Below are 25,847 nucleotides of genomic sequence, written 5' to 3' on the forward strand. Positions count from 1 at the left end.
ATGTTCACCAGTGCGGTAGCCGGGTTGGCCGTGGCAACCTTCGCCGCCTCATTCGTCGAGTTCGTTGAGGCCCTGACGATCGTCCTGGCCATGGGGATGACCCGCAGCTGGAAATCCGCCTGGGTCGGTACCGTGACCGCCCTGCTCGCGCTGGTGGTCTTCACGGCCGCGGCGGGTTACGCGCTGGCCAACTGGCTGCCGGAGTCGGCGCTCCAGCTGGTCGTGGGCACCCTGTTGCTGATCTTCGGGTTGCAGTGGCTGCGCAAGGCGGTGCTGCGCTCTTCGGGCCGGAAGGCCCTGCACGACGAGGCCGAGGAGTTCCGGGAGCAGACCGAGGCGGCGCGCCGGGCCGGCCGGGAGAGCCGCTTCGGCCTCGACTGGTTCGCCTTCGTGGTGAGCTTCAAGGGGGTCTTCCTCGAGGGCGTCGAGGTGGTGTTCATCGTCATCACCTTCGGGCTCAACGCCAAGAACATGCCGGTGGCGATCATCGGTGCCGCCGCCGCCGGCATCGTCGTGTTGGTGATCGGGGCCGTCGCGCACGGGCCGCTGACCAGGGTGCCCGAGAACACCCTCAAGTACGGCGTCGGCCTGCTGTTGGCGAGCTTCGGCCTCTACTGGGCCGTGGAGGGCCTGGGCATCCTGACCGACGGTGGAAACAGCATCGAGTGGCCCGGTGGCGACTGGATGCTTCTCGTACTCATCGCGGCGTGGCTGCTGCTGTCCCGCGCCCTGATCAGCGCACTGCGCCGCCCGGCGCAGCCCGCCGTCACCGCGCCCGTCGCGCGTGCTACTGAGGAGGTCTGAATGGCATTCGTCCGCGGTTTCTTCGCCTTCTGGTACGACTTCATCATCGGCGACGACTGGAAGATTGCGCTCGCGGTCGTGCTGGCGCTCGGTGCCGGCGCCGTCGCGGTCCTCGCCGGGTACGCGGCCAGCGCCCTGCTCGCGCCTCTGGTGGCGCTCGCCGTGCTGGTGGCGTTCACGATCGCGCTCGTCGTCGACGTTCGCGCCAGCAGCTGACGCGTCCGGGGTGAGCCGGGGCGGTGCGGCATCGCCCCGGCCCGATGCCCCGTCGACACAGGCGTCCTTCAGGTTTCCCAGGCCATGAAGGGCGCCTTTGTCGTAGCGCCTTCCCGGTGTTCCGCCGACGTGCCGCGTCAGCCAAGAGGATCGGCGAGGTTGTCCGATCCCGGAACACAAAGTATTGACGACAAGTATTGACGCTGTCTGTAGCGGTTACTACGGTCTTGCCATACCCGGTTGACCGGTCGAGGAGAGGAGCCGGCGATGCCAGGGACAGCAAGCCCCGTCATCGGCCTCCGCCCTTCGAACGGGCCGGCCGGCGAACATCGGGCAACACTTCTCAGCCGCACGGGGACGTACCGGAACGCAGCAGGGCCGACCAGCGAGGGCACCTGGCACAGGTTCGGTACAGAGCTGCATCACGACGGGGCCGCTACCCGTCCGCGCGCGTCGCGAACCGACGCGCTGGTTCACCACCCACCCGGGAGCGACGGCGGACCCCGGTAGTTCGGAGCCGCCGCCATCCTCCTCCCTGGCTCGACCATGAGACGAGGAACGATGAGAACGAAATACGGCCTGGCACTGATCGCGACGACAGTCCTGGCGGGCGTAGCGCTCGCCGGCTGCACCACCGGCGACGGCACCGGCTCCACCTCCGCCGTCGGCCAGACGGCCAAGGTGGACGCCAGCAGCAACGCCGGCGCCTGCGGCCAGGAGACCCGCAGCATCACCCACGAGCTCGGCACTACCGAGATCAAGGGCGAGCCGCAGCGGGTGGTGGCGCTGGAGTTCTCCTTCGTCGACGCCCTCGCGTCGATCGGCGTGAAGCCCGTTGGCGTGGCGGACGACAACGACCAGAAGCGCATCCTGCCCCAGGTGCTCGACCAGATCGCCGGGTACACGTCGGTCGGCCTTCGCCAGTCCCCGAACCTGCAGCAGATCAGCGCGCTGAAGCCCGACCTGATCATCGCGGACACCGAGCGGCACAAGGCGATCTACGACCAGCTGAAGGGCATCGCGCCGACGATCGCCTTCGACAGCCTGAACGCGAGTTACCAGGAGAACCTGAACAGCGCGGTCGCCATCTCCCAGGCCCTCGACCGGTGTGCGGCGATGGAGGAGCGGCTGCGCAAGCACCGCGACACGATGGCCGCGTTCAAGGCCAAGATCCCCGCGGGGGAGAAGACCAAATACATGTTCGGCATCGCCTCGGAGAAGACGTTCGCGGTCTACACCGGCGACGCGTACGCCACGAGCGTGCTCAGGGAACTGGGGCTGGAGAGCGTACCCCCGACCGAGGGCCAGAACACCCGGGTCGAGCTGAGCCTGGAGACGTTCGTCGCCACCGACCCGCCGGTGCTCTTCGTGGCGAAGTCCGCCGACAAGACGCTGTTCGACCAGTGGCAGACGAGCCCGCTCATCCGTCAGGTGACGGCGGTCAAGGAGCACCGGGTGTATCCGGTCACGCAGGCCGTCTGGTCCCGCTGGCGGGGCATCATCTGCGCCGAGCTGATCGCGCAGGACGTCATCACGAAGCTGTACGGCGGCTGACATGGCGACCGCGACGGTGGTCGCGCCCTCGGCGTCCGACAATGTCGAGCGGCAGACCCGTTTCCGGCACTGGCGGACGCCGCTGGTCAGCGCCGTGATCGTGGTGCTGCTCGGGCTCGGCCTCCTGTGGAGCATCGCCCTGGGCAACGTGGCGATCTCCATCGGCACCATCCTCGCCGCGCTGCTGCACCCGGGCAGCAGCGGGGTCCAGGAACTCGTCGTACGGACCATCCGGCTGCCGCGGGCGCTGCTGTCCGCGGTTGTCGGGGCGAACATGGGCGTCTCCGGCGTGCTCATGCAGACCATCACCGGCAACCCCTTGGCGGCGCCGGAGATCCTCGGCGTCAGCGCCGGGGCGGCGGTGGTGGTGGTAGGCGCGCTCACCTTCGTACCCGGGCTGGTCGGCGCGCCGGTCGTGCCGCTCGCCTTCGCCGGGGGCGCGGCGGCCGGCCTCCTGGTTCTCACCCTGGCCGGTCGTGGCCAGGGCAGAGTCGGCACCGTCCGGCTCGCCCTCGCCGGGTTCACCATCGCCTCGCTGCTGCTGTCGGTGACGCAGGGTCTCATCATCTTCAACGACAACGACACCAAGAACGTATTCTTCTGGCTCGTCGGCGGAGTGAATTTCGCCCAGTGGTCGGACGTGACGACGGCGTTGCCGTGGGCGGCCGCCGGGCTGGTCGGGGCGCTCGCCCTGGCCCGTTCGCTGGACATGCTCGCCCTTGGCGAGGACATCGCGCGGGGGCTCGGCCTGCGGGTGCAGCGAACGCGGCTGTTCGGTGGCATCGTGATCATCGGGCTGGTCGCCGGCTCGGTGGCCGTGGCCGGGCCGATCACCTTCGTCGGCCTCGTCGTCCCGCACATCATCCGTCGGCTCGTCGGTAACCGCCACCGCGTCGTCATACCGCTGTCCGCGCTGGGCGGCGCGACGCTGCTGGTCTACGCGGACATCGCGTCGCGGTTCGTCAACCCGCCGTTCGAGGTGCCGGCCGGCGTGGTCACGGCCCTCATCGGCGCCCCGTTCTTCATCGTGCTGGCCCGCCGGCAAAGGACTGTGGCATGACGTCTCACACCATGACCCGACCGGTGACCGCGCCGGCCACCGCCGGACGCAACCGCCGCCAGTGGACCGTCGGCGTGTCGGCCACGGTGGTGGCGGCGCTGGGCAGCGTCCTCACCATCGGCGCCGGCGTCCCCGGAGTCGGCTGGCTCGACGGCTTTACCGCGCTGCTCGGACGGCTCGATCCGGACAAGACGCGGCTCCTGGAGCAGTTCATCCTGCCCCGGGTGCTGCTGTGCTGGCTGGTCGGCATCGCGCTCGCGGTCTCCGGGGGAGTGCTGCAGGGCGTGGTGCGGAATCCCCTCGCGGCGCCCGACATCATCGGCGTCACCAAGGGCGCGGGGCTGACGGCGATGCTCACGCTGCTGCTCTGGCCGACCGCTCCGGTCATCGCACTGCCGGTCGCCGCCTTCTGCGGCGGGATCGGCGCAGCGGTTGTCGTCTACCTCTTCGCGTACCGCCGCGGTGCGTCGCCGGCCCGCATCGCGCTGGTGGGCATCGCGGTGAGCGCCCTCTGCGAGGGAGGCATCCGGTACCTGCTGGTCCGCAATCCGCTCGACGTGAATGCCGCGATGAGCTGGCTGACCGGCAGCATGTTCGGCCGCACCATGACCCACGTCGGGCAGTTCCTGCCGTGGGTGCTGGTGCTCGTACCGCTGGTGCTGTATTACTCGCGCCGGCTCGACACCCTCGGGCTCGGCGACGACCTCGCCATCGGCCTCGGCGAGCCGGCGGAGCGGACACGGCGCATCACCCTGCTCCTCGCGGTAGGGCTGGCCAGCGCGGCCGTCGCCGTCGCCGGCACGGTCGGCTTCGTCGGCCTGATCGCGCCGCACATGGCCCGCCGGCTCGTCGGCGGACGTCATCTCGCCCTGCTGCCCACATCCGCCGCCCTCGGCTCGCTGCTCATGGTCCTTGCCGATGCGGTGGGTCGCGGCGCCGTGCCGCCGTTGGAGATCCCCGTCGGGCTGATCACCGCGCTCGTCGGCGGCCCGTACTTCCTGTATCTGCTCACCAAGACCGGCAAGTAGGAGGTCGACGTGCGACTGCATACCGAGGCCATTCAACTCGCGTACGACAATCTCGTGATCGCCACAGATCTGTCGCTCGCCATTCCGGACGGCAAGGTGAGCGTGCTCATCGGCCCCAACGGTTGTGGCAAGTCGACCGCGCTGCGCGCCCTGTCCCGCCTGCTCAAGCCACGCCAGGGAAGCGTCGTGCTCGACGGCCGGACGATCCACGCCTACTCCACCAAGGAGGTCGCCCGGCGGCTCGCCGTGCTGCCACAGGTACTCGTCGCTCCCGAGGCGATCACCGTGGAGGACCTCATCTGGTTCGGCCGGCACCCGCACCGACGCTCGCTGTCGGTCCCGTCGAGCGACGACAAGGACATGGTCGACTGGGCCATCGAGGTGACCGGCCTGGCAGGGCTGCGACGCAAGTCCGTCGACCAGCTCTCCGGCGGCCAACGCCAACGCGCCTGGATCGCGCTCTGTCTCGCCCAGGGCACCGAACTGATCCTGCTGGACGAACCGACAACCTTCCTGGACGTCGCATACCAGCTGGAAGTGCTCGACCTGCTCCACGAACTCAACATCGAGCAGGGCAAGACGGTGGCGATGGTGCTGCACGACTTCAACATGGCGGCGGAGTACGCCGACCACATCTTCGTGATGAAGGAGGGTTCGCTGGTCACCGAGGGGTCACCGGCCGAGGTGCTCACCCCGGCCCTGCTGCACCAGGTCTTCGGCATCGAGGCCCGGGTGCACAGCCACCCGGTCAGCGGCAAGCCGCTCTGCATCCCGATCAAGGGTCGCGCCCGGTCCACGCCCGACGGCTCCGCCACACCGGTGCCGGCGCGCTCCCGAGCGGTGATCGGGTGAGCGCTGGCCGGGACAGCTTCGCGACCGCCGGCACCCTCACCGTCGGCGACGCCGTCTACTCCGTCCACCGCATCGCTGACGTCGCCCCGCCCCGGTTGCCCTACAGCATCCGGATCCTGCTGGAGAACCTGCTGCGTCACGAGGACGGCGAACGGGTCACCGGGGACCAGGTGCAGGCGCTGCTCGACTGGGGATCGGCCGGTTCCTTCGAGCGGCCTGTCGACATCACACCGGCCCGGGCCTTCCTGCACGACACCAACGGGGTGCCCGCCGTGGCCGACCTGGCCGCCGTACGGGACGCGAGCGCCGCCCTCGGGCTCGACCCGGCCCGGGTCAATCCCGCGATCCCGGTCGAGCTGACCGTCGACCACTCGGTCATCGCCGACGTCTTCGGGCGCCCGGACGCGCTCACCCGCAACGTGGAGTTCGAATACGCCCGCAACGGCGAGCGGTACCGGTTCCTCAAGTGGGCGCAGTCCGCCTTCCGCAACTTCAGGTTGGTGCCGCCCGGCATGGGCATCATGCACCAGATCAACGCCGAGTACCTGGCCCGCGTGGTCATGGTCGAGGACGGCTGGGCGTACCCGGACCTGTGCCTGGGCACGGACTCGCACACCACGATGATCAACGGTCTGGGTGTGCTCGGCTGGGGTGTCGGCGGGATCGAGGCGGAGGCCGCGATGCTGGGCCAGTCGCTGTCGATGCTCGTGCCCCGGGTGATCGGCGTGCGGCTGCACGGCACACTGCCCGAGGGAGGGACGGCGACCGACCTGGTGCTGACGATCGTGGAGCGCCTGCGCCGGCACGGCGTCGTCGGCACGTTCGTCGAGTTCTTCGGACCGGGCGTGACGGAGCTGCCGATCGCCGATCGGCTCACCATCGCGAACATGAGCCCCGAGTTCGGTTCCACCTGCGCCTATTTCCCCATCGACGAGGAGACGTTGCGCTACCTGCGGTTCACCGGCCGTCCTCCGGAGCAGGTCGCGCTCGTCGAGGCGTACGCCAAGGAGCAGGGCCTGTGGCACGATCCGCAGGCTTCGCCCGACTACAGCGACCTGGTCGACCTGAGCCTGTCCGCGGTGGTGCCGTCCATCGCCGGGCCCCGTCGGCCGCAGGACCGTGTCCCGCTCGCGCATGCCCGCGTCGCCTTCCGGGAGGCACTGGCCTCCTCGGGCGGGGACGCCGGCGCGGCACCGGACACAGGTGGTTCGGGCGGCGCGGGACCGGACGTGACGGACCCGGTGGGTGGGGGTGAGTCGATCCGACCCGGCAGCGTCGCCATCGCGGCGATCACCTCGTGCACCAACACCTCCAACCCGTCGGTGATGGTGGCGGCCGGACTGCTGGCACGCAACGCCGTGGAGCGCGGCCTGCGCAGCAAGCCCTGGGTGAAGACCAGCCTGTCACCCGGCTCCCGGGTGGTCACCGACTACTACGAGCGGGCCGGCCTGATGCCGTACCTGGCCGAGCTGGGCTTCCACCTCGCCGGATACGGCTGCATGACCTGCATCGGCGGCTCCGGACCGCTGGTGTCGGAGGTGTCGTCGGCGGTCCGGAACCGGAACGTGGACGTGGTCGCCGTGCTCTCCGGAAACCGGAACTTCGACGGCCGCATCAATCCGGAGGTGCGGATGAACTACCTGGCCTCGCCGCCACTGGTCGTGGCATACGCGATCGCCGGGACCATGGACATCGACCTGACCACCGAGCCGCTCGGACTGGACCCGGCGGGCCGTCCGGTCCATCTGCGGGACATCTGGCCCGCGCCCCGTGAGGTGCGGGAGGTGATCGAGTCGACCCTGCGGCCGGAGATGTTCACCCGGGCGTACCGGGACGTCTTCGCCGGCGACGCGCGTTGGCGGGCGTTGCCGGCAGGTGCGGGGGAGAGGTTCGACTGGGAGCCGGACTCCACGTACCTGCGCCGGCCGCCCTATCTGGACGGGATGACCGACCGGCTGGAGCCGGTGACCGACATCCGCGACGCCCGCGTGCTCGTCAAGCTCGGCGACTCGGTGACCACCGATCACATCTCGCCGGCCGGCGCCATCCCGGCGTATACGCCGGCCGGGCGTTATCTGCGCGACCGGGGCGTCGGCCGGGGCGACCTCAACACGTACGCGTCCCGCCGGGGCAACCACGAGGTGATGATGCGTGGAACGTTCGCCAACGTGCGGCTGCGCAACCAGCTCCTCCCCGGTGTCGAGGGCGGCTACACCCGGGACCTCACCGCCGGACCAACCGCGTCGGCCGAGCCGGTGAGCATCTATGACGCTGCCATGACCTACCGGGCCGCCGGGATCCCGCAGCTGGTGCTGGCGGGCCGCGAGTACGGCACCGGGTCCTCCCGCGACTGGGCCGCCAAGGGTCCCGCGTTGCTGGGCGTACGGGCCGTGCTGGCCCGGTCGTTCGAGCGGATCCACCGGTCGAACCTGGTGGGCATGGGAATCCTGCCGCTCGAGTTCCTCAACGGCGACTCCGCCGAGTCGCTCGGCCTCACCGGTACGGAGGTGTTCCACATCACCGGGCTGGCCGGCGCCGACGCCGGGGCGTTTCCCGAGCGCGTCGACGTGCACGCCGGTGACCGTTCCTTCCCCGTGCGGGTACGCCTCGACACTCCACGGGAGGTGCTCCACTACCGGCACGGCGGGATCATGCCGTACCTGCTGCGCGAACTGGGCGCCAGCCACGGCGGCTCGTTGATCCACCGGTAGCCGGTCCATCGACCAAGAGGCGCCCGAATACCGAACCGGCCCCCGCTCCGTCGTGGCAGCGGGGGCCGGCTCGGTCGGGTGGTCAGGACGCGGCGGACAGGGCACGGACGAGGGCGGGTACGGCCTCCTGCCAGGTCGCGACGATCCCGACGTCCGCGGCCTCGAACACCGGCGCGTCCGGATCCGGGTTGATCGCCAGGATGGTTCCCGACCCGGTGACGCCGGCCAGGTGGTGCGGGCGGCCGGAGAGTCCGATGGCGACGTAGAGCCGAGGCCGGACGCTGCGCCCGGTCGCCCCGATCTGCCGGCTGCGTGGCAGCACACCCGCGTCGGTCAGCTTGCGGGTGCCGGCCAGCTGCGCGTCGAGCACCTTCAGCAGTGGCCCGAGCGCGGCGTGGTCGGCGGCGGCGACGCCCCGACCGACACCCACCACCACCTCGGCGCGACTGAGCGCGGCCCAGTCGTCCAGCGTGCGGCGCGCCGTCTCGGCGACGTCGAGCGGGCTCTCCGGTACACGCCAGGGCCGTTCCACGGCGGACCGGTGAGCTCGCGGGCTGAGCAGCGGCAGCACGCCGGACCGTACCGTGACCACGGTCGGCGTCGTCCGGCTGACGATCTCCAGCAGACCCTGCCCGCTGAACCCGCACACCTGCGCGCGCACGGTCGAGCCGACCTGGCCGACGTCGATGGCGTCAGCGATGAGTCCGGCGCCGGTCGCCGCCGCGTACCGGCCGGCCACCTCCCGGCCCCAGGTCGTCGCGGGCACCAGCACTACGGCCGCGGACCCCAGGGTGGCGAGGCCGGCTGCGGTGGCGGCCGGACCCGGAGCGGAACCGGCCCAACGGCGCACGATGTCCGCCCCCTGTCCGGCGAGGAGGGTCGCGGACGGTCCGGGTCCGCACAGGGCGTGCACCTCACCGCCGATGCGGGCGCCGAGCCCGAGGAGTTCGGCAAGGCTGTCGTGGTACGGGTCGGACAGCACGTGGACGATCGGCCCGGCGGCGCCACGCGACGAGACCACGCGGGTGGCCGCACTCGGACCGGCCCGCAGGGCACCCGCGTCGCCCAGCAGCGCGACAGCGGCGGCGGCCTGTTCCTCAACCGGGCCGCGGAGCACCTTGCGCCAGCGGGTCGGGGTGACCAGCCGGACCGGACCCACCGAGGTCGGACTCGCGGCCGCGGGTAGTGCTCCCGGCAGAGCGGACAGGTCCCGGGTCGTCACCGCGGTGGGCGGGTAGTCGGGTGCCTTGGCCGGGTCGCAGAGCCGCTCGGCGACGGCGATCACGACGGGGGGCCGGACCCGTACCTCGACGAGCTGGTGGTCCTGCTCACAGCCCGCCTCGAACGAGTCTCCGGTCATCCGGAGGGTGCGGGCCGCGCCGGTGAATGGCCAACCCAGTAGGCCGGCGACCAGTTGGCCGAGCTGCCCGGTCTCGGCGTCCACCGAACTGTGTCCGACGAGCACCACGTCGAACGGCCCCTCGGCACGCAGCGCAGCGGTCAACGCGGCAGCGGTGACCTGCAGATCCGCCCCGGCGAGGGCTGGGTCGCTGACCAGTACCCCGTGGTCGGCGCCCCAGGCGATCGCCTCGGCGAGCACGTCGCCCGCTGCCGGTGGGCCCATGGTCAGGACCGTGCAGCTGCCGCCGGTCTCCCGGGCCAGGATCACGCCCTGGGCGATAGCCCGTCGGCAGAAAGGGTTGATCTCCGCCGGTCCGTCCCGCCGGACCCGGCCGTCATCCGTCATCGCCACGATGCCGCCTGCGGGAACCTGCTTGGCCAGGACGGCGATGCGCAGGCCGCGGATCATGCGAGGTTGGCGCCGATGAGGTGACCGATCCCGTACGTGACGGCGGCGGCCGCGGCGGCGAGCCCCAGCTGTCGCAGCCCGCCGAACCAGGCGGGCACTTCCGTCATCCTGGCGACGCCGGCCCCGGCCAGGAACAGGGCGACGCCGGTGAACGCCAGGGCCGCGGCGAGGTTTCCGAAGCCGAGCAGGAACGGCAGCATCGGCACCAGCGCTCCGAGCGAGAACGCGGCGAACGACGATCCGGCGGCCACCCACGGCGACGGCAGATCGTCCGGGTCCACCCCCATCTCCTCCCGCACGTGGACGCGCCACACCTGCCGGGGGTCACCGGACAACTGGTCGGCTACCTGCCGTGCCAGGGTCTCGTCGAGCCCTCGGGCGACGTAGATGGCGGCCAGTTCGGCGCGCTCCTCGTCCGGGTGCAGTTCGAGTTCCCGGCGCTCGCGCGCGATCTCGGCCCTGGTGAGCTCGGTCTGCGACGCGACGGACGTGTATTCGCCGCTGGCCATGGAGCAGGCGCCGGCGACCAGGCCGGCGAATCCGGTGAGGACGATCGTCCGGGTGGAGCCGCCGCCGCCGGCCACGCCGGCGATCAGGGCCGCGTTGGAAACCAGGCCGTCCATGATTCCGAACACGGCCGGCCGCAGCCAGCCTCCCGTCACGTCCCGGTGGTGCTGGTGGAATTCGACGCTCGCGACTGTCATCTCGCCCCCTGTGCTGTAGTGGAGACTACGTTAGTGGCGAGATGCTGTGGTGTCTACGACGGCTTGCCCTGACCATCGTCACGCCACGGTCTTGGTCAGCTCGCGCAGCAACCCGTTCGGGCCCAGCAGGTCCACGCCCTCGGCGTGGGCCTGCTCCACGAGTTGCTGCGCGAACTGCTGGGTATCCATCGATCTCGGCGCAGACTCGATGATCCCGGTCATTGCCTGTCCTTCCCGCCAAGCCCGTCCAGGCTCGGCGCCGGGCCAGACCCGTTACACCCTTACTCGAACAGTCCGCCGCTCGGCACGAACAGGTGGTTACGAACGGACGCCGAAGGGGCCCAGGAGTCCGCCGTCGATCCGCTGGGACTCCAGCAGTGCGTAGGCGTTGTCGACGGTGAAGACATCGGCGGCGGCCAGGATGCCGGTGTACTTGGCGACCACCGGCTCAGCCGCCTGGCGGGCGACGGCGTCGAGGTAGGTCTTGAAGACCGCCCACGAGTTGCCGCTCGGCCCGTACTTCTGAAAGTAGGGCGTGGGGTCCAGCGTCGCCGAGGCGTTGCGGACCGCTGCGTCGAGGTCGGCCATGTACTGCTTCTGGATGTCGCCGTCGGCACGGACACCGAGGCGTCCGAGGTGGCCGCCGACCAGGGTCTGCCACGGGTACTCCATCGCCACGTCGTGCGCCTTCACCCAGGCGGGAATGTCCTGGGAGACGGCGAGGTTCTTGAACGGCACCCATCCCGGGTAGAGCACGTCCACGACCATGAGAGTTCTCTGCGCGGGTGCGTAGACGAAGATGTTGTCGGGCGAGTGGTTCGGGCCGTGGTGGGCGAGTTCCAGCCGCTCACCACCCACGTTCAGAACGTATCGGTGGTCGAACGTCTCCGTCGGCACCGGCCTGTTGGGGTCCCGGTCGAGGCGGAGCAGTCGGCGGGTCTCCGAATGCCCGATCCGCACCACGTCCTTGCCCAGGATGGCCGAGGCGCCGATGTGGTCGGCGTGCGAGTGCGAGTAGACCAGGTGCGTGACCTTGCTGGGCATCCCGTTCGTCTTGGTGACGTCGTCGATGGCCCGCAGCAGGTTGTGTCCGATCGTGGGCGGTGCGTCGACGAGCACGACGCCTTCCGGGGTGGTCAGGAACATCGCCTGGTAAAAGGCGTCGGTCACCCAGTAGAGATTTCCCCGGATCCGGCCGACGTAGTACCCGGCGGCGTTGAGCGCCGGCCCGATCGAGGCTGCGGGCACCGGCGCGTACTCCGGCAGCGTGTCCGCCGCGCTCGCGCTGCCGGGAACCGCCAGACCTCCACTGAGGAGTCCCGTCGCCGCGGGCACAGCAGCAATCACCGCCCCTTTCAGTACGGTTCGGCGCGTGGTGGATTCGGAGCGTTTAGGCATGGTCGTCATGACACGTCCTTTCGGTAAGAGGGAGGACCGCCACCTTGTGGGGACGTGGCCTGGTCGGAGTACGGCGGGTCACGCTGCGACCACCGGCCGGACCGGGCCGGAGGCCTTGACCCGCAGGGTTGTCCGATTTCGGGTAGACCGGAAATCGGACAACCCACGGGCAATCGGCGCGGCTCGTCAGGCGTTGAGCTTGCTGGCGATGTTCACGACCCGCTCGGCCATGTGGTCGAGGGCGGCGAACTGGGCGTCACCCAGGGGGGCGTCATTGCTTCCGCCGGTGACGTGCGAGACGCCGTACGGGTTGCCGTCGGTGAACTTCAGCGGGTCGGTGTACCCGGGGGCGACGACCAGGCCGCCAAAGTGGTGGATCGTGTTGTAGAGCGCCAGGAGCGTTGATTCCTGGCCGCCGTGAGCGGTCATGGACGCGGTGAAGCCGGCGTACACCTTGTTGGCCAGCAGTCCCTGCGCCCACTGCGGACCGAGGGTGTCGATGAACTGCTTGAGCTGGCTGGCGACGTTGCCGTAGCGCGTGGGGGTGCCGAACAACACCGCGTCGGCCCAGACGATGTCGTCGGCGTTCGCCTTCGGCTCGTTCTTCGTGGCGTCGAAGTGCTGGCTCCAGGCGGCGTTGGAGGCGATGGCCTCCTCGGGAGCAAGTTCCGCAACCTGACGCAGCCGCACCTCCGCGCCGGCCTTCGCGCCGGCCTCGGCGAGCCGCTTGGCCATGGCGTGGATGGTGCCGGTGGAGGAGTAGTAGATGACGGCGAGCTTGGCCTGTGCCATCGAAGGCATCCTTTCATCACGATAGTTGCCAGCGATAAATTTGCGCTGTCAACAATCATGATAGTAGCAACGGCTCCGAGGGGTCCGCACCGGCCCGGGCTCGACAGCCCAGTCAGGGAACGCCTGGCGGGTTTGGCTGCGTGCTGACTCCGTCGACCCTCAGGGCGTCGAGTTTCGGCGATCGATCCAGTCGGTGATGAGCTGGCGTTCGGCGAAGAACCACCGATCGTCCTGCCGGACGAAGGTGTCGTAGTACCGGATCGACATGACCATCAGGCTGCGCTGTCCCTCCTCGGTCCAGAGGTGGTGCGCCAGGCAGTAGGTCTCTCCGGTGGCGCGGTCCCCGTCGATGGTGACCGTGCTCTGACCGTTGAAGTGGGTCGTCTTGTCGTAGTTCTGGAGCGCGCCGAAGGCCGCGGCCAGTTCGTCCCGACCGATCAGGACCTGCGTCGGCTCGGTCGTGTCGGGCTCGCCGTCGTACACGGCGACGCGGGCGTCGGCGGTGAAGAGTGCGGCCTGTCCCTGAGCGTCGCGGCGGTCCGCGAGGCGGGCGTAGGCGTCGACCAGTTCGCGGAGGGCTGCCCGATCGGTGGCCTGCTCGCGGGAAGGGTTGGGGTTGCTCATGGTGGTTCCTCGTGCTCTGCGGGACGTGATCCCGTTCCGTATTGGCAACGACGATACTGGTCCAGACCGGTCCGAACCGGCCAACACTGATTACCTGCCACGGCGGTAGCCGCAGCCTGTGGCGCCTGGTGTTTCGCGCCGGTACCCCGGGGCCGGCCGGTGTTCGGTCGCTCGGTCGCACTCAGCCGGTGGTGGTGAGGTCCATCTTGGCGGCCAGCTCGGTCACCACGTCCGTTACGCGGCGCAGCGCGGTCGAGGGGTTGTCGGCCAGCCAGATCATTTCGGTGGTGGCGAATTCCCCGGCCAACGGTACGAACACCACACCGGTACGGCGCAGGTTGTGCGCCGACCAGCCGAGCCGCGTGATCCCGACACCGGCCGCGACCAGGCCGAGCAGCCCTTGAACGCTGGCGTCCCGGGCGACGATGTCGGGGGTGAACCCGGCGGCGCGGAAGTTTTCCTCGAACGTCTGGTGCCAGGGTTCCCAGGAACTGCGCGGGGTCATGACCCACCGCTCGTCTGCCAGCTCGGACAGGGTCAGCTCGGTGCGGTCGGCGAGCGGATGCCCCTCGGGCAGGACGGCGCACACCTGTTCGGTGGCGATCGTCCGTGCCGCCAGGCCCGGGACCTGTGGCGGTCGGGTGAACGCGAGGTCGTACCGGCCGCTGAGCACGCCTTCGACCAGCGGGGCGATGGTGGTCTCCTCGGTGACCAGTTCCAGGCCGGGGAGGCGTTCCCGAGCGGCCCGGACCACCGGCGGCAGCAGGTGGTTCGTGGTGGTGGCCAGGAAAGCTACGCGGAGCCGGCCCGTCTCGCCACGCACGGCCCGCTGGACCACGGCCACGGCCTCGTCGGCGCGCTCCAGCACCGCGCGTGCCTCGGGCAGGAACAGTGCCCCGGTATCGGTGAGTCTGGTGCCCCGGCTGTCCCGGTCGAACAGTTTCGCGCGGAGGATCCGTTCCAGCGCGTTGATCTGCTGGGAGAGCGACTGTTGCGTGATCATCAGCCGGTTGGCGGCCCGGGTGAAGCTCGACTCCTCGGCAACGGCGACGAAGTACCGGAGCTGCCGAAGATCGGGGGTCACAGGCCGAGACTACCGCCGTGGCAGGTAACCGGTGTTGGTCGCGCCAGATGCCCGCCATCAGCATTGTTCCTGTTCACGACGGCACGTAACGGGAGCCAAAAGATGCAGGACAACACGCAGGGCCGGGTCTGGTTGATCACCGGCTGTTCCTCCGGCTTCGGCCGGGAACTGGCGCTGGCGGCGGTGGCCGCCGGCGACCGGGTGATGGCCACCGCTCGCCGGCCGGAGGCCCTGGCCGACCTGGCGGAGCAGGACGGGATCGGCACGACGGCGCTGGACGTCACCGATCCGGCCTCGATTGACGCCGCGGTACAGGCCACGCTGGCTGCCTACGGCCGGATCGACGTCCTTGTCAACAACGCCGGTTCGTTGGTCCTCGGCGCGGTGGAGGAGGTCACCATGGCGGAACTGCGCCAGCAGATGGAGGTGGTCTTCTTCGGCGCGGCCGAGGTCACCAAGGCGGTCCTGCCGCTGATGCGCGAGCAGGGCAGCGGGACCATCGTGCAGATGAGCTCGCTGGGTGGACAGAAGACGTACCCGGGATTCGGGGCCTACCACGCCGCCAAGTGGGCCCTCGAAGGGCTGTCCGAGACGCTGGCGACGGAGCTGGCGCCGCTGGGCGTACGGGTGCTGATCGTGGAACCGGGCGCGTTCCGTACCGAGTTCAACAACAACAAGTACGTCACTGAGCAGACGGCGGCGTACCAGGACACCGCCGGTGCGACCCGCCGCTTCACCCACGAGTTGTCGGGCGTGGAGCCGAACGACCCGGTGAAGGGTGCGGCGGCGATCCTGAAGGTGCTGGACAGTGACCGCCTGCCGTTGCGGCTCCTGCTCGGTGGTGACGCGGTGGACGGGCTGCGCGAGCACCACGAGGCGCTGCTGGCCGAGGTCGCGGCTTGGGAAGAGATCAGCCGCTCGACGGCGATCGCCTGACATCTTCGTCTTGTGAGCGAGTCGTCGGGGGAGTAGCAGAGACCGGCTCGGGAGCCGGCGGCGATATCGCCTCGGGTCAACTCCTCAGGAACGCGAGCAGATCGTTGTTGACCTGGTCCTGCAGCGTGGACGTGATGCCGTGCGGCGCGCCCGGGTAGTAGATGTCCTTCGCGTTCGCGATGAGCTGGGCGGTCTTCTTCGCCGAGTCCTTGACCGGAACGATCTGGTCGTCCTCGCCGTGCATCACCAGCGTGGGGATGTCGAACTTGGCGAGATCGTCGCGGAAGTCCGTCTCGGAGAAGGCCTTGATGCTCTCGTACGCGTTCAACAGGCCGGCCTGCATACTCCACAGCCAGAACTGGTCGAGGATCCCCTTCGAGACCTTCGCCCCCTGCCGGTTGGCACCGTAGAACATCTGCGCCAGGTCCTGGTAGAACTGCGATCGGTCCTTCATCAGGTTGGCGCGCATCTCGTCGAAGACGGCGATGGGCAGGCCCTCGGGGTTGTCCGGCGTCTGCACCATGATCGGCGGCACGGCGGAGATGAGAACGGCTTTGGCGACCCGTCCCGTTCCGTGGCGGCCGATGTAGCGCGCGACCTCTCCGCCACCGGTGGAGTGTCCGATCAGTGTGGCGTCGGTGAGGTCGAGGGCCTCGATGACCGCCGCGAGGTCGTCGGCGTAGCCGTTCATGTCGTTGCCGCTGGAGGCCTGGCTCGACCGGCCGTGACCACGGCGGTCGTGCGCGACGACCCGGAAACCGTTCTGCACCAGGAAGAGCATCTGCCCGTCCCACGCATCCGCGTTCAGCGGCCAGCCGTGGGAGAAGGTGACAGCCGGGCCGGCACCCCAGTCCTTGTAATAGATCTCGGTGCCGTCCTTGGCGTTGATGTAGCTCATGCCGGTGTCCTTCCGACTCGTCACGGGCGGCGTGCCGGCCGGGGCCGGTGCCGCGGAACCGACGAGATGTTGCGAGAGGGCGCAGCAGCGTGCGCCCGCAATGCCGGTTTTACCCGATGTTAGAGGCCAGTGCGTGAACCACGCGGCCGGTCGGGTGAACGTGAGGATGACCCACGAGCAGGGCAAGCGATCTTGCTGCGCGCCGGCACCGGGCCCGCCGCCAGGTTCCGGTCTGCGGGGGCTTGGCTGACGCCCGCGGGCTCCCGGGCGCCCAACGGGTACGGGCCGGCCCCCGCCGAAGCGTTGGCCGGCCCGTACCCTCGGGCTCAGCAGCCGGCTGGCTGCAGGACGACCTCGGTGTTGACCGTGCCACCGGACCGCACCTTGACCGTCCTCGTCAGACTGCTGAATCCGTCCTCCGAGAAGACCAGCGTGATCGGGCTGTCCCGCTGGTCGGCCCAGACCGACCAGTGGCCGGCGTCGTCGGTCCACAGGGTGGTGGTGGAGTGTTTCGTCCGAAGCGTGACGGCGGCGCGCGACAGCGGCGCGGCCGCACCGGTGCACCCTGCCCCGCTGACCGTGCCGCTCAGCCGGCCCCAACTCTTCGGCGGATCGACGTGCATCGTGACCTGTAGTGGTGCGGGCTGCGCGGGGCCGTCGACCCGGACCGCCAGCGCGGCCGTGTAGTCCCCCGGCTGGTCCACGGTTGACGCGTCGCCGGCGTCCAGCGTGAGCGTCACGGTCTTGCTCTTTCCAGCGTCAAGAGTGAAGGCGCCGCTGCTCGCGGACAGCCACGGCACGTCGCCGGACGGCCCGCAGATGTCGTATCCCGGCAGCTCCTGGGTGCTCGCCGTGGCCTCGAAATGTTGCCGTGCCCCGCCGACCCGGTAGACGCCACACGCGGCAGCGCCGCGGTAGAACGGCGCGGGTGCGTTCGGCAGGGCGTGCCAGCCGCCCGCCACCGGGTCGTACGCGTGCCCCTCGTTGGTGATGGCCGACGTCGGGCCCGTGCCACCGGCAACGCCGCCGCTCATCAACAGTTGCCCGTTGGCGACCGTCGACGCCGCGCCCCACCAACCGGTCGGCAGGTCCGCGACGCGACTCCACGCGTCCGTGCGCGGATCGTACGAGTAGGTGGCGGCCGACCCGTCGCCGGTTTCGAGGTCGAGACCCCCGGCGCAGACGACCCGTCCGGCCAGCCCGCCGCAGGACATGAACGCCTCCCTCGCCGGGTAGTCCGCCCACTGGCTCCACCGGTCGCGTACCGGGTCGTAGGCGAAAACGGTGGTGGTGGCGGGCAGGCAGCCGCCCACGGTGCAACCGGACACCACGTACAGCAGGCCGTCGAGTACGGCACTGCCGGCCGCGGCGCGCGGTGCGGGCAGCGGCGCGCCGCGCGTCCACACGCCTGTCGCCGGGTCGTAGATCTGCACCTCGGTGACCGCGTCCAGCGGGCCCCAGCCGCCGACGACGACGAGCCGGCCGGAGAGGAACGCCGCCGCCGGTCGCTGCACGGGCACCGGCAGCTTCGGCAGTGCCGACCACAGCAGCCGGACCGGGTCGTAGACGTACCCCCTCGCCGTGGGCCCGTACCCGTCGGGCGTGCCACCGACGACGTAGACCTTGCCGTCGTCGCCGCGGGCCATGGCGTGGTCCATGATCGGGCCGCCCGGGTAGTCGGCCAGCGGCGTCCAGGCCGGAGCGTCCGACGCCGCCGAGGCGGTCGTCGGGGAGGTGACGGTCGGCAAGGCGGCTGCCCGCTGCCCGGCCGGGGCGCGCCGGACGCCGGCGGCGCCGCCGGGGACACGGCGCGCAGGAACCGCCGCGGCGGCGGCCGGTCCGCCGGCCGGGCTGAAGCCGCCGGGCTGCTCCACGAGGGAGACGTGCGCCGGCGCCGACCCGGAGTTCGTGACGGTGAACGTCGCCTGCGCGCTCTTGCCGAGCCGCACGCTACGCGTCACGGTCGCGGGGCTGATGGTCAGCGCTGCGGCGGCCAGCGAGAAGTCGGCCCTGGTGACGGCGTCGGCTGCGACGTGCACCGATCGGGTGAGGCTGATCCGGTTGCGCGCCGATGCGGTGAATCCCTGGTCACCGTCGCCGGGCGCGAACAGGGCGAAGTAGCCGTCGCCGATGCTGTCGTCGTCAGGCGTGGCCACCGACCCGGTCTGCACGTCCGGGTGGGCGAGCGCCGTGACGGTGGCCCCGTCGACGCCGTCGCCGGTGTTCGCGTCGAGGACTCGTCCGGCGACGATCCCGCCGGCCACCGGGTCACAGGTGCGCTCGCCGACGTACACGTCGTCGAGTTCCCAGTAGCGGGCGAACTGCCCGGCGTAGTGGAACCGCACCAGCACCCCGCGGTGGTGGGCGGCCTGCGGGATCGGCAGGGCCAGCGGCCCGTTGATGATGGCCAGCCCGTCCTGCTTCCAGATCGTCGACCAGGTGGCGCCGCCGTCGATGGAGAAGCCCACATCGGCCGACTGCGTCGGCAGGTACCCGACGAAGCGGGTGCGCAGCCCGACGACGGGATGGTCGACGCCGGTCAGGTCGACCGGCGGTGTGGTGAGGGTGGTGTCCTTGCGGTTCTGCAACTGGGTGTCGATGAGGGCGAAGTTCCCGCTGCCCGTCGTCTCGTTGGTGCGCGGGATCACCCGGCCCCGGTCGAACTCCCATCCGCCGTTCTCGGTCGCGTCGTCGACCCGCCAGCCGGCCGGCACGCCGGTGGAGTCGAACGGCTCGGCGGGCAGCCCGGCGTAGTTGTGGTGGTAGCCGGCGGTCGCGCAGGTTTCGTCGTCCACGGGCACCGCGAGATCCCGGCCGACGTCGGTGGCGTCGACGGTGACCTGCGCGTCGGCGGTGCGGTACCCGGCCGCCTCGGCCTGCACCCGCAGGGTCAGGGCGGACTGTACCGGCACCCGCATGCGGTAGCGGCCGGTGAACGGATCGGTGCGCACGGCCGGCAACGGCGTCCCGGGTGCGGACACCGTGGCGTACAGCGGCCAGCCGTGCCCGGAACCGTCGGTCACCGTGCCGGACAGCGTGACCAGCGGCTGTGCCTGCAGCGACACATCCACCGTGGACGTCTGCCCGTCAATGACGTCGGCGGTACGGGTCGCGGCGGCGTAGCCGAACGCGGCGACCGCCACGGTGAACGTGCCGACGGGTTCGGTGACGTCGAACCGCCCGGCGGTGTCGGTGGTGGCGGTGACGGCGTGACCACCGCCGCTCACCGTGACGGTGGCGTTCGCGACCGGCGCGTGGCTGGTCGCGTCGGTCACGGTGCCGGCGACATGACCGTGGGGGCCGGGTGCCCTGAGGGCGGAGACACCGTTCGGGGTGCCGAGGCCCGTCGGGCCGTCGAATCCCTCGCCGGCGGTGCAGAGGTACGTCGCCGCCTGGTCGCAGGTGCCGTTCCGGCCCACCGTGATGTCGTTGAGTCCGCCGGCCGACGCCGCGTAGGGGTACCAGTTCGGTGCGTCGCCGGCCGGCACCCGGCCGGCGAGGGCGTACACGCCGGCGATGATCGGGGCCGCCAGGCTCGTGCCGCCGTACTGCGCCCAGCCGTAACCGCCGAAGGTCTGGTAGACGGCCAGACCGTTGAGCGGGTCGGCGAGGGCGGACACGTCGGCGACGGTGCGGCCGTGGCATCCGGGGTCGGCCTGGAAGAACGGCTTCGGTTCCACCGCGGAACATCCGCTGCCGGGTGCGCCGGCGTAGTTGTCCCACACCTGCTCGGTCCAGCCGCGGCCGGTGGTGTCGTCACGGGTGAGCGAGGTGCCGCCGACGGCCGTCACGTGCGGCGACGAGGCGGGATAGGACATGCCGTACCCGTAGTCGCCGGAGGACGCGACGATCGCCACCCCGGGGTGCCGGTAGTGCTTCTCGTTGGCGGAGATCATGTCGGCGTCCTCGGGACCGCCGTAGGAGATCGACACCACCTGCGCGCCACTGGCGACGGCCCGGTCGACGGCCTGGCCCAGGTCGTCAGCCGAGTTGCTGTCGGCCTCGACCAACAGGATGTGGCAGCGTGGGCACACCGCCGACACGGCGTCGAGGTCGAGCGAGATCTCCCCGGCCCACGATTCGTCCGGTACGGGGTAGTCGTGGCCGCCCCGCTGGTCGATCTTCGTGAAGCAGCCGTTGTCGGTGGTGCACGGGGGCAGGCCCCAGTGCTCCCGGTAGACCGCGAGGTCGGCCTCGGCGGTCGGGCCGTCGAAGGCGTCCACGATCGCGACGGTGATGCCGTCACCCGCCACGGCGGGCAGGCGGTACGCCGAGACGAGGTCGGCCGGCCCGTACCCGTAGACCGTCTCGGCGGGGCTGGCCTGCCTGGACGTCGTCGACGGCGACGGTTGCGCCGACGCCGTCGGCGGGGTACGTCGGATCGAATGACACTGTGCGAACCCCGCTCGCACGGGCCCGGTGCACAGCCGTTCGGTCCTCCACTCGCCGGAGCCGCCAGGGCCCGTCGCGGTGGTGGCGAAACCTGTGGATGCCGTGGTCACCGGAGCCGCTTGGGCCACGCCCACGGCACCGGTAAGGCTCTGGGTGACCACTGTGCTGACGACTGTGGCAGTCACTGCGAGCGCGCGTAACAGACGACGCGACATGATTGCTCCTCCTCGATCGTGCCGGCACCGAGGGTCACGGAGGTCACGCGTCGTCACGTGGAGGGATTTCACATGGTCCGTGGACCAGACACACCGGCGGCGAGACGATAACAGCGGGATGACGCGCAACGGTGCCCGATTCGGCCAGGTGCCCGTTCCGGACACAAGGGCCTATGCTCGCGGCTGTGACGGACAACGGTGAGCGGGCGGGGTGGGACCTGGTCGGGCTGTCCGACCTGGACCAACAGGTGTACCGGCGGCTCCTGCTCGACCCCGGGGCCGACGTCGAGTCACACGGCGACGCGTTGGAGTGTTCCACCGCGCAGGTACGCGCCGCGCTGGACCGTCTGGTCTCGTTGGGGCTGGTACGCCACGACACCTGGACCGACGGCCGTTACCAGGCGGTGGACCCCCTCGCCGGTGTCGCCGCGCTGGTGCGGGAACGCCGACATGCGCTGGACCGGCTCGAGACCGCGTCGTACGAGCTGTCCCGGGTGTTCGCCGCCGGACTGATGCGCACCGAACCGCGACGGCTGTTCGAGGTGGTCGAGGGGCGCGCGGCGACCGCGAGCCGCATCCACGACCTGCTCGGATCGGCGAGGACGGAGGTGGTCGGGATCGACACCCCGCCGTACGTGGCCCCGAACAGCACGCCCATCAGCGACGCCGAACTCGGTCTGCTGCGCCGAGGCGTCCGGTTCCGTGCGCTCTACGCCAGCCAGGTCCTCGACGAACCGGCGCTGGTCGCCCGCATCCAGTGGATGGTCGACATCGGCGAGGAGGCCCGGACCCTGCCGCAGGTACCCATGAAGCTTCTGGTGGTCGACCGCGAGACCGCGGTGGTGCTCCTCGCCGGCGAAGAGACCGCGCCGGAGACCCTCTCGGTCGTGGCGGCGCGTTCGGCGCTGACCGACGGTCTTCAGGCCATCTTCGAGCAACTGTGGTCGCACGCCAGCCCCATCCGGTTCGGGTCGGGCCACCACGGCTCCACCGTGGCGCGCGACGCCGACACGAGCGAGCTCGTCGACCTGCTCAACGCGGGGATGAAGGACGAGTCGATCGCGCGCCACCTCGGCGTGAGCCCACGGACGGTCCGTCGCCGGATCGCCGCGCTGCTCGACGAGCTCGACGCCACCGGCCGGTTCCAGGCCGGCGTCCGCGCGGTCCAGCGCGGCCTGCTCTGAGTTCGAGAGGCGGAGCAGAACCGACTGAGGCGGCCACGACGACAAGCCCGGCCGACCGCCCCAGGAGTCTGGCTATCCCGCGTTGATCATCAGCAGCCCAGATCCGCGCAGCTGAGGTTCGCCGCGGGCACCACGTCGGCACGCCGGGCGCTACCGTGACCTTGACTGGGAGGTGCGATCCTCACCGCGAACCAGGGGGCTGCCGATGACGGGCGCTATGGGCTCGGAGGTGGAGGTGCTGGTGGTCGGCGCGGGGCCGACCGGCCTCACCATGGCCGGTCAGCTCGCCGGGCACGGGGTGCGGGTGCGTCTGGTCGACCGGGCTCTCGACCGGGTGCACGAGTCGCGCGCGCTGGCGGTCCAGCCCCGCACGCTGGAGGTTCTCGCCGGTTCCGGGTTGGCCGACGAGATGGTGGCGGCCGGGAACCCAGCGGTCCGGTTGACCCTGCACTCGGGGCGGCGGCAGCGGTCGGTGCCACTGTTCGACCTGGGCCTGCCCGACACCGCGTACCCGCACCTGCTGTTCCTGTCGCAGGCGGAGACCGAGCGGCTGCTCGGCGAGCGCCTCGCGGCCCTCGGGGTGAGCATCGAGCGCGGCGTCGAACTGGTCGGCCTGGACCGTACCGATCGGGCGGCCGTCGCGACGCTGCGCGACCGCGACGGCCGCGTCGAGCGGATGTCGGCCCGATACGTGGTGGGCTGCGACGGCGCGCACAGCGCGGTGCGGCAGTTCGCCGGGATCGGCTTCGAGGGTGGCGCGTACCCGCAGACCTTCGTGTTGGCCGACCTGGAGGTCGACGGCGTCGAACCGGGCGCGGCACACGCCTTCCTCGCCGGGCGAGGGCTGCTGTTCCTCTTCCCCCTCGGGCACCCGGCCAGCTGGCGGATGGTGGCCATGCGGCCCGTCGGCGACTCGACCCCGCCGACCGCACCGGTCCACCTCACCGAACTGCAGGCGCTGGCCGACGCGTACGCGGGCGGCGCGCTCCGGCTGCACGACCCGGTGTGGGCGACGAACTTCCGGCTGCACCACCGGGCCGCCAGCGCCTACCGGGCCGGACCGGTGTTCCTGGCCGGCGACGCCGCGCACATACACAGCCCGGCCGGCGCGCAGGGCATGAACACCGGCATCCAGGACGCCGTGAACCTCGGCTGGAAACTCGCCCAGGCCCTGCACACCGACGCCGACCCGGCCCTGCTGGACAGCTACCATGCGGAGCGGGCACCGGTCGGCCGGATGGTGCTCCGGTTCAGCGACCGGGCCTTCACCGTCGCCACCACCACCAACCCCCTGGTCCGCTTCGCCCGTACCCGGATCGCGCCCGCCCTGCTGCCGGCGGTGCTCGCACCGCGGTTCGTGCGGGCCACCGCCTTCCGCACGGTCGCCCAGCTCGGTATCCGCTACCGGCGCAGCCCGCTGTCCACCGAGGGCCCGCACGCGACGCGGACCGGTCCGCGAGCCGGGGACCGGCTGCCCGACGCCCCGCTGGCCGACGGCGGTTCGCTGCACCGGCTCACCGCCACCCCCGGCTGGCACCTGCTGCTCTGCGGTCCGCCCGAGGGCTGGCCCGCCCGCGAGATCGACGAGCTGAGCCGGGGCCGTTCCGGCCGGCTCACCACCCACCGGCTGGCGCCGAGAGCCGGCGCGGAGGTGCTGCGCCGACTCGGGGTCGGTCCAGGCCACCACGCCAGCTACCTGGTCCGGCCCGACGGGCATGTCGGCTACCGCGCGGGCGGCACCGACCTTGCCGGCCTTCGGTCCTACGTGCACCGCTGGCTCAGGGCCTAGCGCGGCCTGGACGGGCCGCCCCACGCTGCCGGCGAACCCGTAGCCCCCGACGCCGGGATGCTGGCGGTTGGCCGACGGCACCTTCGGCCAGGCGCTCGGCTTAGCCGAACCAACGGACGAGGTGGCCGCCGCCGCCACGATCCCTGCACTGCACGCACCGCAACAACGACGACAGGAGCATCATGAATCAGGTCAGCCGCCGCGCCCGTGACCTCGGGATCGTCGTCGGACCCCTGCCAACCGGGCCGAACAACGCGATCACCGACGTCGCCGGGATCCTGGTCGGGCACACCACCATCGACGACGGCGCCGACCTGCACACTGGTGTCACCGCAGTCGTACCGACCCAGCTCGGCCCCGGCCGTTGGACCCTGCCGGCCGCCGTGTACACCGGCAACGGTCACGGGAAGCTCGTCGGCTCGACCCAGGTGGACGAACTCGGCGTCCTGGAGTCGCCGGTCGTCCTGACCGCCACGCTGTCCGTGTTCCGGGCTGCGGACGCGCTGCTGGGGTACCTGATGGACCGGAGGCCGGACGGCCTGTCGTTCAACCCGCTGGTGGGCGAGACCAACGACGGTCACCTGTCGGACATCCGCCGCCGCCCGATCACCGAAGAACACGTGCTCGCCGCCGTCACCCGGGCGTCCGGCGAACTACCGTCGGAGGGCTGCGTGGGGGCCGGCACCGGCACCACGGCCCTGGGCTTCAAGGCGGGCATCGGCACCTCGTCCAGGACGGTGCGGGTGGCCGACCGCGCGGTGACGGTCGGGGCCCTCGTACAGTCCAACTTCGGCGGGGTGCTGACCGCCCTCGGTGTCCCGCTGCCGGCCGACGAGCTGATCCCGGATGCCGACCGAACCGAACCACCCGGCAACTCGTGCATGATCGTGGTGGCCACCGACGCGCCGCTGGACGCCCGGCAGCTCGGACGGCTCGCCCGGCGGGCGGTGTTCGCGATGGGCCGGGTCGGCGCGTCGTACAGCAACACCAGCGGCGACTACGCGATCGCGTTCAGCACGGCACAACCGGACCAGCCACCCATCCCCGACGGGGAGATCAACCCGCTCTTCGCGGCCGTCATGGACGCGGTCGAGGAAGGGCTGCTCAACTCGCTGTTCGCCGCCGTCACCACCACCGGTGCGGGCGGTCGTACCAGTCACGCCGTTCCGCATCGAGAGGCGATCCGGCGGCTGTCGGCCGCCGGGCGACTGGCGGCGCGAGCCTGACCACTCGGGCGATCCCGGTCGCCTCGGCGACCGGTCAGCTCGTAGACACCGACGTGGAGCCTCCCGCGGCGGCCGGCACGGGCCTCAGCTGATGCGCAGGCTCGCGATGAGGCCGTCGCGGAGGCGGAAGGTCATCGGGCCGGTGCCGTTGAAGCCGTTGCCCGAGACCTTGAGGGTGGCGACGTAGCTGTCGGGCTCGGTGCCGGCCTCGATCCCGACGAGCTCGAAGTGCGACTGCACCCCGATGTTGTCGGTGCGGTCCCAGGAGCGCACGCCGTCGCGGCCGTGGAACTCACGGCCCCAGTCGTTGAGGTACGCGTCGTCGGTGAACGCCGCGACGAAGGCCTCCGAGTCGGCGCGGTTGGTGGCGTCGATGAACGTCTGGATCGGGGCGGGGACGCCGGTGCTGGTCATGAGCGCATCTTTCGACGGTCGTGTGGCGCGGACGGGCGCACCACAGGCGGGTTGACGGGCGGCTGAGCGGCGGCCCCCGTCCCGACCCGGTTGCCGACGGTGGCGAGCTTGTCGGGCGGGCACGTAGTCGCGGCTGCCTTCGGCCGTGGCAACTGG

The 25,847-nt window shown here is 70.9% G+C and carries 20 protein-coding genes; 11 read left to right on the top strand and 9 right to left on the bottom strand.

Annotation, left to right across the window (positions count from 1 at the left end):
* The 7 genes from AC0OLQ_RS13180 (at window position 1) to acnA (ending at window position 8,225) form a co-directional block, all read left to right on the top strand.
* Window positions 1-804 carry a COG4280 domain-containing protein gene (locus AC0OLQ_RS13180; protein ID WP_484531536.1) on the top strand — a complete coding sequence of 268 codons (804 nt, stop codon included), beginning with the start codon at window positions 1-3 and terminating at the stop codon, window positions 802-804.
* On the top strand, window positions 805-1,020 hold the full coding sequence (locus AC0OLQ_RS13185) for a hypothetical protein (protein ID WP_357340954.1): 216 nt from the start codon (window positions 805-807) through the stop codon (window positions 1,018-1,020).
* Window positions 1,021-1,581: 561 nt separating this feature from the next.
* Entirely contained in the window at window positions 1,582-2,574 is a 993-nt protein-coding gene (locus AC0OLQ_RS13190; protein WP_484531537.1) for an ABC transporter substrate-binding protein, read from the top strand.
* Between the two features lies 1 nt (window position 2,575).
* A complete protein-coding gene (locus tag AC0OLQ_RS13195; protein ID WP_484531538.1) occupies window positions 2,576-3,634 on the top strand; it encodes a FecCD family ABC transporter permease in 1,059 nt (352 codons plus the stop codon).
* Window positions 3,631-4,662, top strand: coding sequence for a FecCD family ABC transporter permease (locus AC0OLQ_RS13200; RefSeq protein ID WP_357340964.1), 1,032 nt, complete (start codon window positions 3,631-3,633; stop codon window positions 4,660-4,662). Before AC0OLQ_RS13195 ends, AC0OLQ_RS13200 begins: the two co-directional genes overlap by 4 nt.
* A gap of 9 nt (window positions 4,663-4,671) precedes the next feature.
* A complete protein-coding gene (locus tag AC0OLQ_RS13205) occupies window positions 4,672-5,514 on the top strand; it encodes an ABC transporter ATP-binding protein (RefSeq protein WP_357340967.1) in 843 nt (280 codons plus the stop codon).
* On the top strand, window positions 5,511-8,225 hold the full coding sequence (gene acnA / locus AC0OLQ_RS13210; RefSeq protein WP_484531539.1) for an aconitate hydratase AcnA: 2,715 nt from the start codon (window positions 5,511-5,513) through the stop codon (window positions 8,223-8,225). Before AC0OLQ_RS13205 ends, acnA begins: the two co-directional genes overlap by 4 nt.
* 82 nt (window positions 8,226-8,307) lie before the next feature.
* Here acnA and AC0OLQ_RS13215 read toward each other — a convergent pair whose 3' ends face one another.
* The 6 genes from AC0OLQ_RS13215 to AC0OLQ_RS13240 form a co-directional block, all read right to left on the bottom strand.
* Window positions 8,308-10,035 carry an FAD-binding protein gene (locus tag AC0OLQ_RS13215; protein WP_484531540.1) on the bottom strand — a complete coding sequence of 576 codons (1,728 nt, stop codon included), beginning with the start codon at window positions 10,033-10,035 and terminating at the stop codon, window positions 8,308-8,310.
* Window positions 10,032-10,739: a VIT1/CCC1 transporter family protein gene (locus AC0OLQ_RS13220; protein WP_357340982.1), complete on the bottom strand. Its 708-nt coding sequence runs from the start codon at window positions 10,737-10,739 to the stop codon at window positions 10,032-10,034. The genes AC0OLQ_RS13215 and AC0OLQ_RS13220 overlap by 4 nt, the downstream gene beginning before the upstream one ends.
* 318 nt (window positions 10,740-11,057) lie before the next feature.
* A complete protein-coding gene (locus AC0OLQ_RS13225; RefSeq protein ID WP_484531541.1) occupies window positions 11,058-12,074 on the bottom strand; it encodes an MBL fold metallo-hydrolase in 1,017 nt (338 codons plus the stop codon).
* A 249-nt stretch (window positions 12,075-12,323) separates the two neighbouring features.
* Window positions 12,324-12,929 (bottom strand): NAD(P)H:quinone oxidoreductase, encoded by a 606-nt coding sequence (wrbA, locus tag AC0OLQ_RS13230; protein ID WP_484531542.1) that lies wholly within the window; start codon window positions 12,927-12,929, stop codon window positions 12,324-12,326.
* Window positions 12,930-13,088: 159 nt separating this feature from the next.
* A complete protein-coding gene (locus AC0OLQ_RS13235; RefSeq protein WP_484531543.1) occupies window positions 13,089-13,553 on the bottom strand; it encodes a nuclear transport factor 2 family protein in 465 nt (154 codons plus the stop codon).
* Between the two features lie 181 nt (window positions 13,554-13,734).
* Entirely contained in the window at window positions 13,735-14,637 is a 903-nt protein-coding gene (locus AC0OLQ_RS13240) for a LysR family transcriptional regulator (RefSeq protein ID WP_484531544.1), read from the bottom strand.
* A gap of 102 nt (window positions 14,638-14,739) precedes the next feature.
* On the opposite strand from AC0OLQ_RS13240, the gene AC0OLQ_RS13245 reads away from it, so the two are divergent.
* Window positions 14,740-15,573, top strand: a complete 834-nt coding sequence (locus tag AC0OLQ_RS13245; RefSeq protein WP_484531545.1) for an oxidoreductase — start codon at window positions 14,740-14,742, stop codon at window positions 15,571-15,573.
* Between the two features lie 76 nt (window positions 15,574-15,649).
* Here AC0OLQ_RS13245 and AC0OLQ_RS13250 read toward each other — a convergent pair whose 3' ends face one another.
* On the bottom strand, window positions 15,650-16,657 hold the full coding sequence (locus AC0OLQ_RS13250; RefSeq protein ID WP_484531546.1) for an alpha/beta fold hydrolase: 1,008 nt from the start codon (window positions 16,655-16,657) through the stop codon (window positions 15,650-15,652).
* Window positions 16,658-16,797: 140 nt separating this feature from the next.
* Window positions 16,798-20,724, bottom strand: coding sequence for a carboxypeptidase regulatory-like domain-containing protein (locus tag AC0OLQ_RS13255; RefSeq protein ID WP_484531547.1), 3,927 nt, complete (start codon window positions 20,722-20,724; stop codon window positions 16,798-16,800).
* 539 nt (window positions 20,725-21,263) lie between these two features.
* On the opposite strand from AC0OLQ_RS13255, the gene AC0OLQ_RS13260 reads away from it, so the two are divergent.
* The 3 genes from AC0OLQ_RS13260 (at window position 21,264) to AC0OLQ_RS13270 (ending at window position 25,277) form a co-directional block, all read left to right on the top strand.
* Entirely contained in the window at window positions 21,264-22,262 is a 999-nt protein-coding gene (locus AC0OLQ_RS13260) for a hypothetical protein (RefSeq protein WP_484531548.1), read from the top strand.
* A 205-nt stretch (window positions 22,263-22,467) separates the two neighbouring features.
* Entirely contained in the window at window positions 22,468-24,051 is a 1,584-nt protein-coding gene (locus AC0OLQ_RS13265; protein WP_484531549.1) for an FAD-dependent monooxygenase, read from the top strand.
* 182 nt (window positions 24,052-24,233) lie between these two features.
* A complete protein-coding gene (locus tag AC0OLQ_RS13270; protein ID WP_484531550.1) occupies window positions 24,234-25,277 on the top strand; it encodes a P1 family peptidase in 1,044 nt (347 codons plus the stop codon).
* A gap of 84 nt (window positions 25,278-25,361) precedes the next feature.
* Here the strand turns inward: AC0OLQ_RS13270 and AC0OLQ_RS13275 are convergent, their stop codons facing one another.
* Window positions 25,362-25,691 (bottom strand): nuclear transport factor 2 family protein, encoded by a 330-nt coding sequence (locus AC0OLQ_RS13275; RefSeq protein ID WP_484531551.1) that lies wholly within the window; start codon window positions 25,689-25,691, stop codon window positions 25,362-25,364.
* Window positions 25,692-25,847 lie beyond the last annotated feature (156 nt).

Source organism: Micromonospora sp. Utrum1 (assembly GCF_057197805.1).

Bases quoted from the DNA above. Each gene is read 5' to 3' on its own strand.
- AC0OLQ_RS13180 (WP_484531536.1), top strand. From the start codon at position 1: ATGTTCACCAGTGCGGTAGCCGGGTTGGCCGTGGCAACCTTCGCCGCC.
- AC0OLQ_RS13185 (WP_357340954.1), top strand. From the start codon at position 805: ATGGCATTCGTCCGCGGTTTCTTCGCCTTCTGGTACGACTTCATCATC.
- AC0OLQ_RS13190 (WP_484531537.1), top strand. From the start codon at position 1,582: ATGAGAACGAAATACGGCCTGGCACTGATCGCGACGACAGTCCTGGCG.
- AC0OLQ_RS13195 (WP_484531538.1), top strand. From the start codon at position 2,576: ATGGCGACCGCGACGGTGGTCGCGCCCTCGGCGTCCGACAATGTCGAG.
- AC0OLQ_RS13200 (WP_357340964.1), top strand. From the start codon at position 3,631: ATGACGTCTCACACCATGACCCGACCGGTGACCGCGCCGGCCACCGCC.
- AC0OLQ_RS13215 (WP_484531540.1), bottom strand. From the start codon at position 10,035: ATGATCCGCGGCCTGCGCATCGCCGTCCTGGCCAAGCAGGTTCCCGCA.
- AC0OLQ_RS13220 (WP_357340982.1), bottom strand. From the start codon at position 10,739: ATGACAGTCGCGAGCGTCGAATTCCACCAGCACCACCGGGACGTGACG.
- wrbA (WP_484531542.1), bottom strand. From the start codon at position 12,929: ATGGCACAGGCCAAGCTCGCCGTCATCTACTACTCCTCCACCGGCACC.
- AC0OLQ_RS13235 (WP_484531543.1), bottom strand. From the start codon at position 13,553: ATGAGCAACCCCAACCCTTCCCGCGAGCAGGCCACCGATCGGGCAGCC.
- AC0OLQ_RS13245 (WP_484531545.1), top strand. From the start codon at position 14,740: ATGCAGGACAACACGCAGGGCCGGGTCTGGTTGATCACCGGCTGTTCC.
- AC0OLQ_RS13265 (WP_484531549.1), top strand. From the start codon at position 22,468: ATGACGGGCGCTATGGGCTCGGAGGTGGAGGTGCTGGTGGTCGGCGCG.
- AC0OLQ_RS13270 (WP_484531550.1), top strand. From the start codon at position 24,234: ATGAATCAGGTCAGCCGCCGCGCCCGTGACCTCGGGATCGTCGTCGGA.
- AC0OLQ_RS13275 (WP_484531551.1), bottom strand. From the start codon at position 25,691: ATGACCAGCACCGGCGTCCCCGCCCCGATCCAGACGTTCATCGACGCC.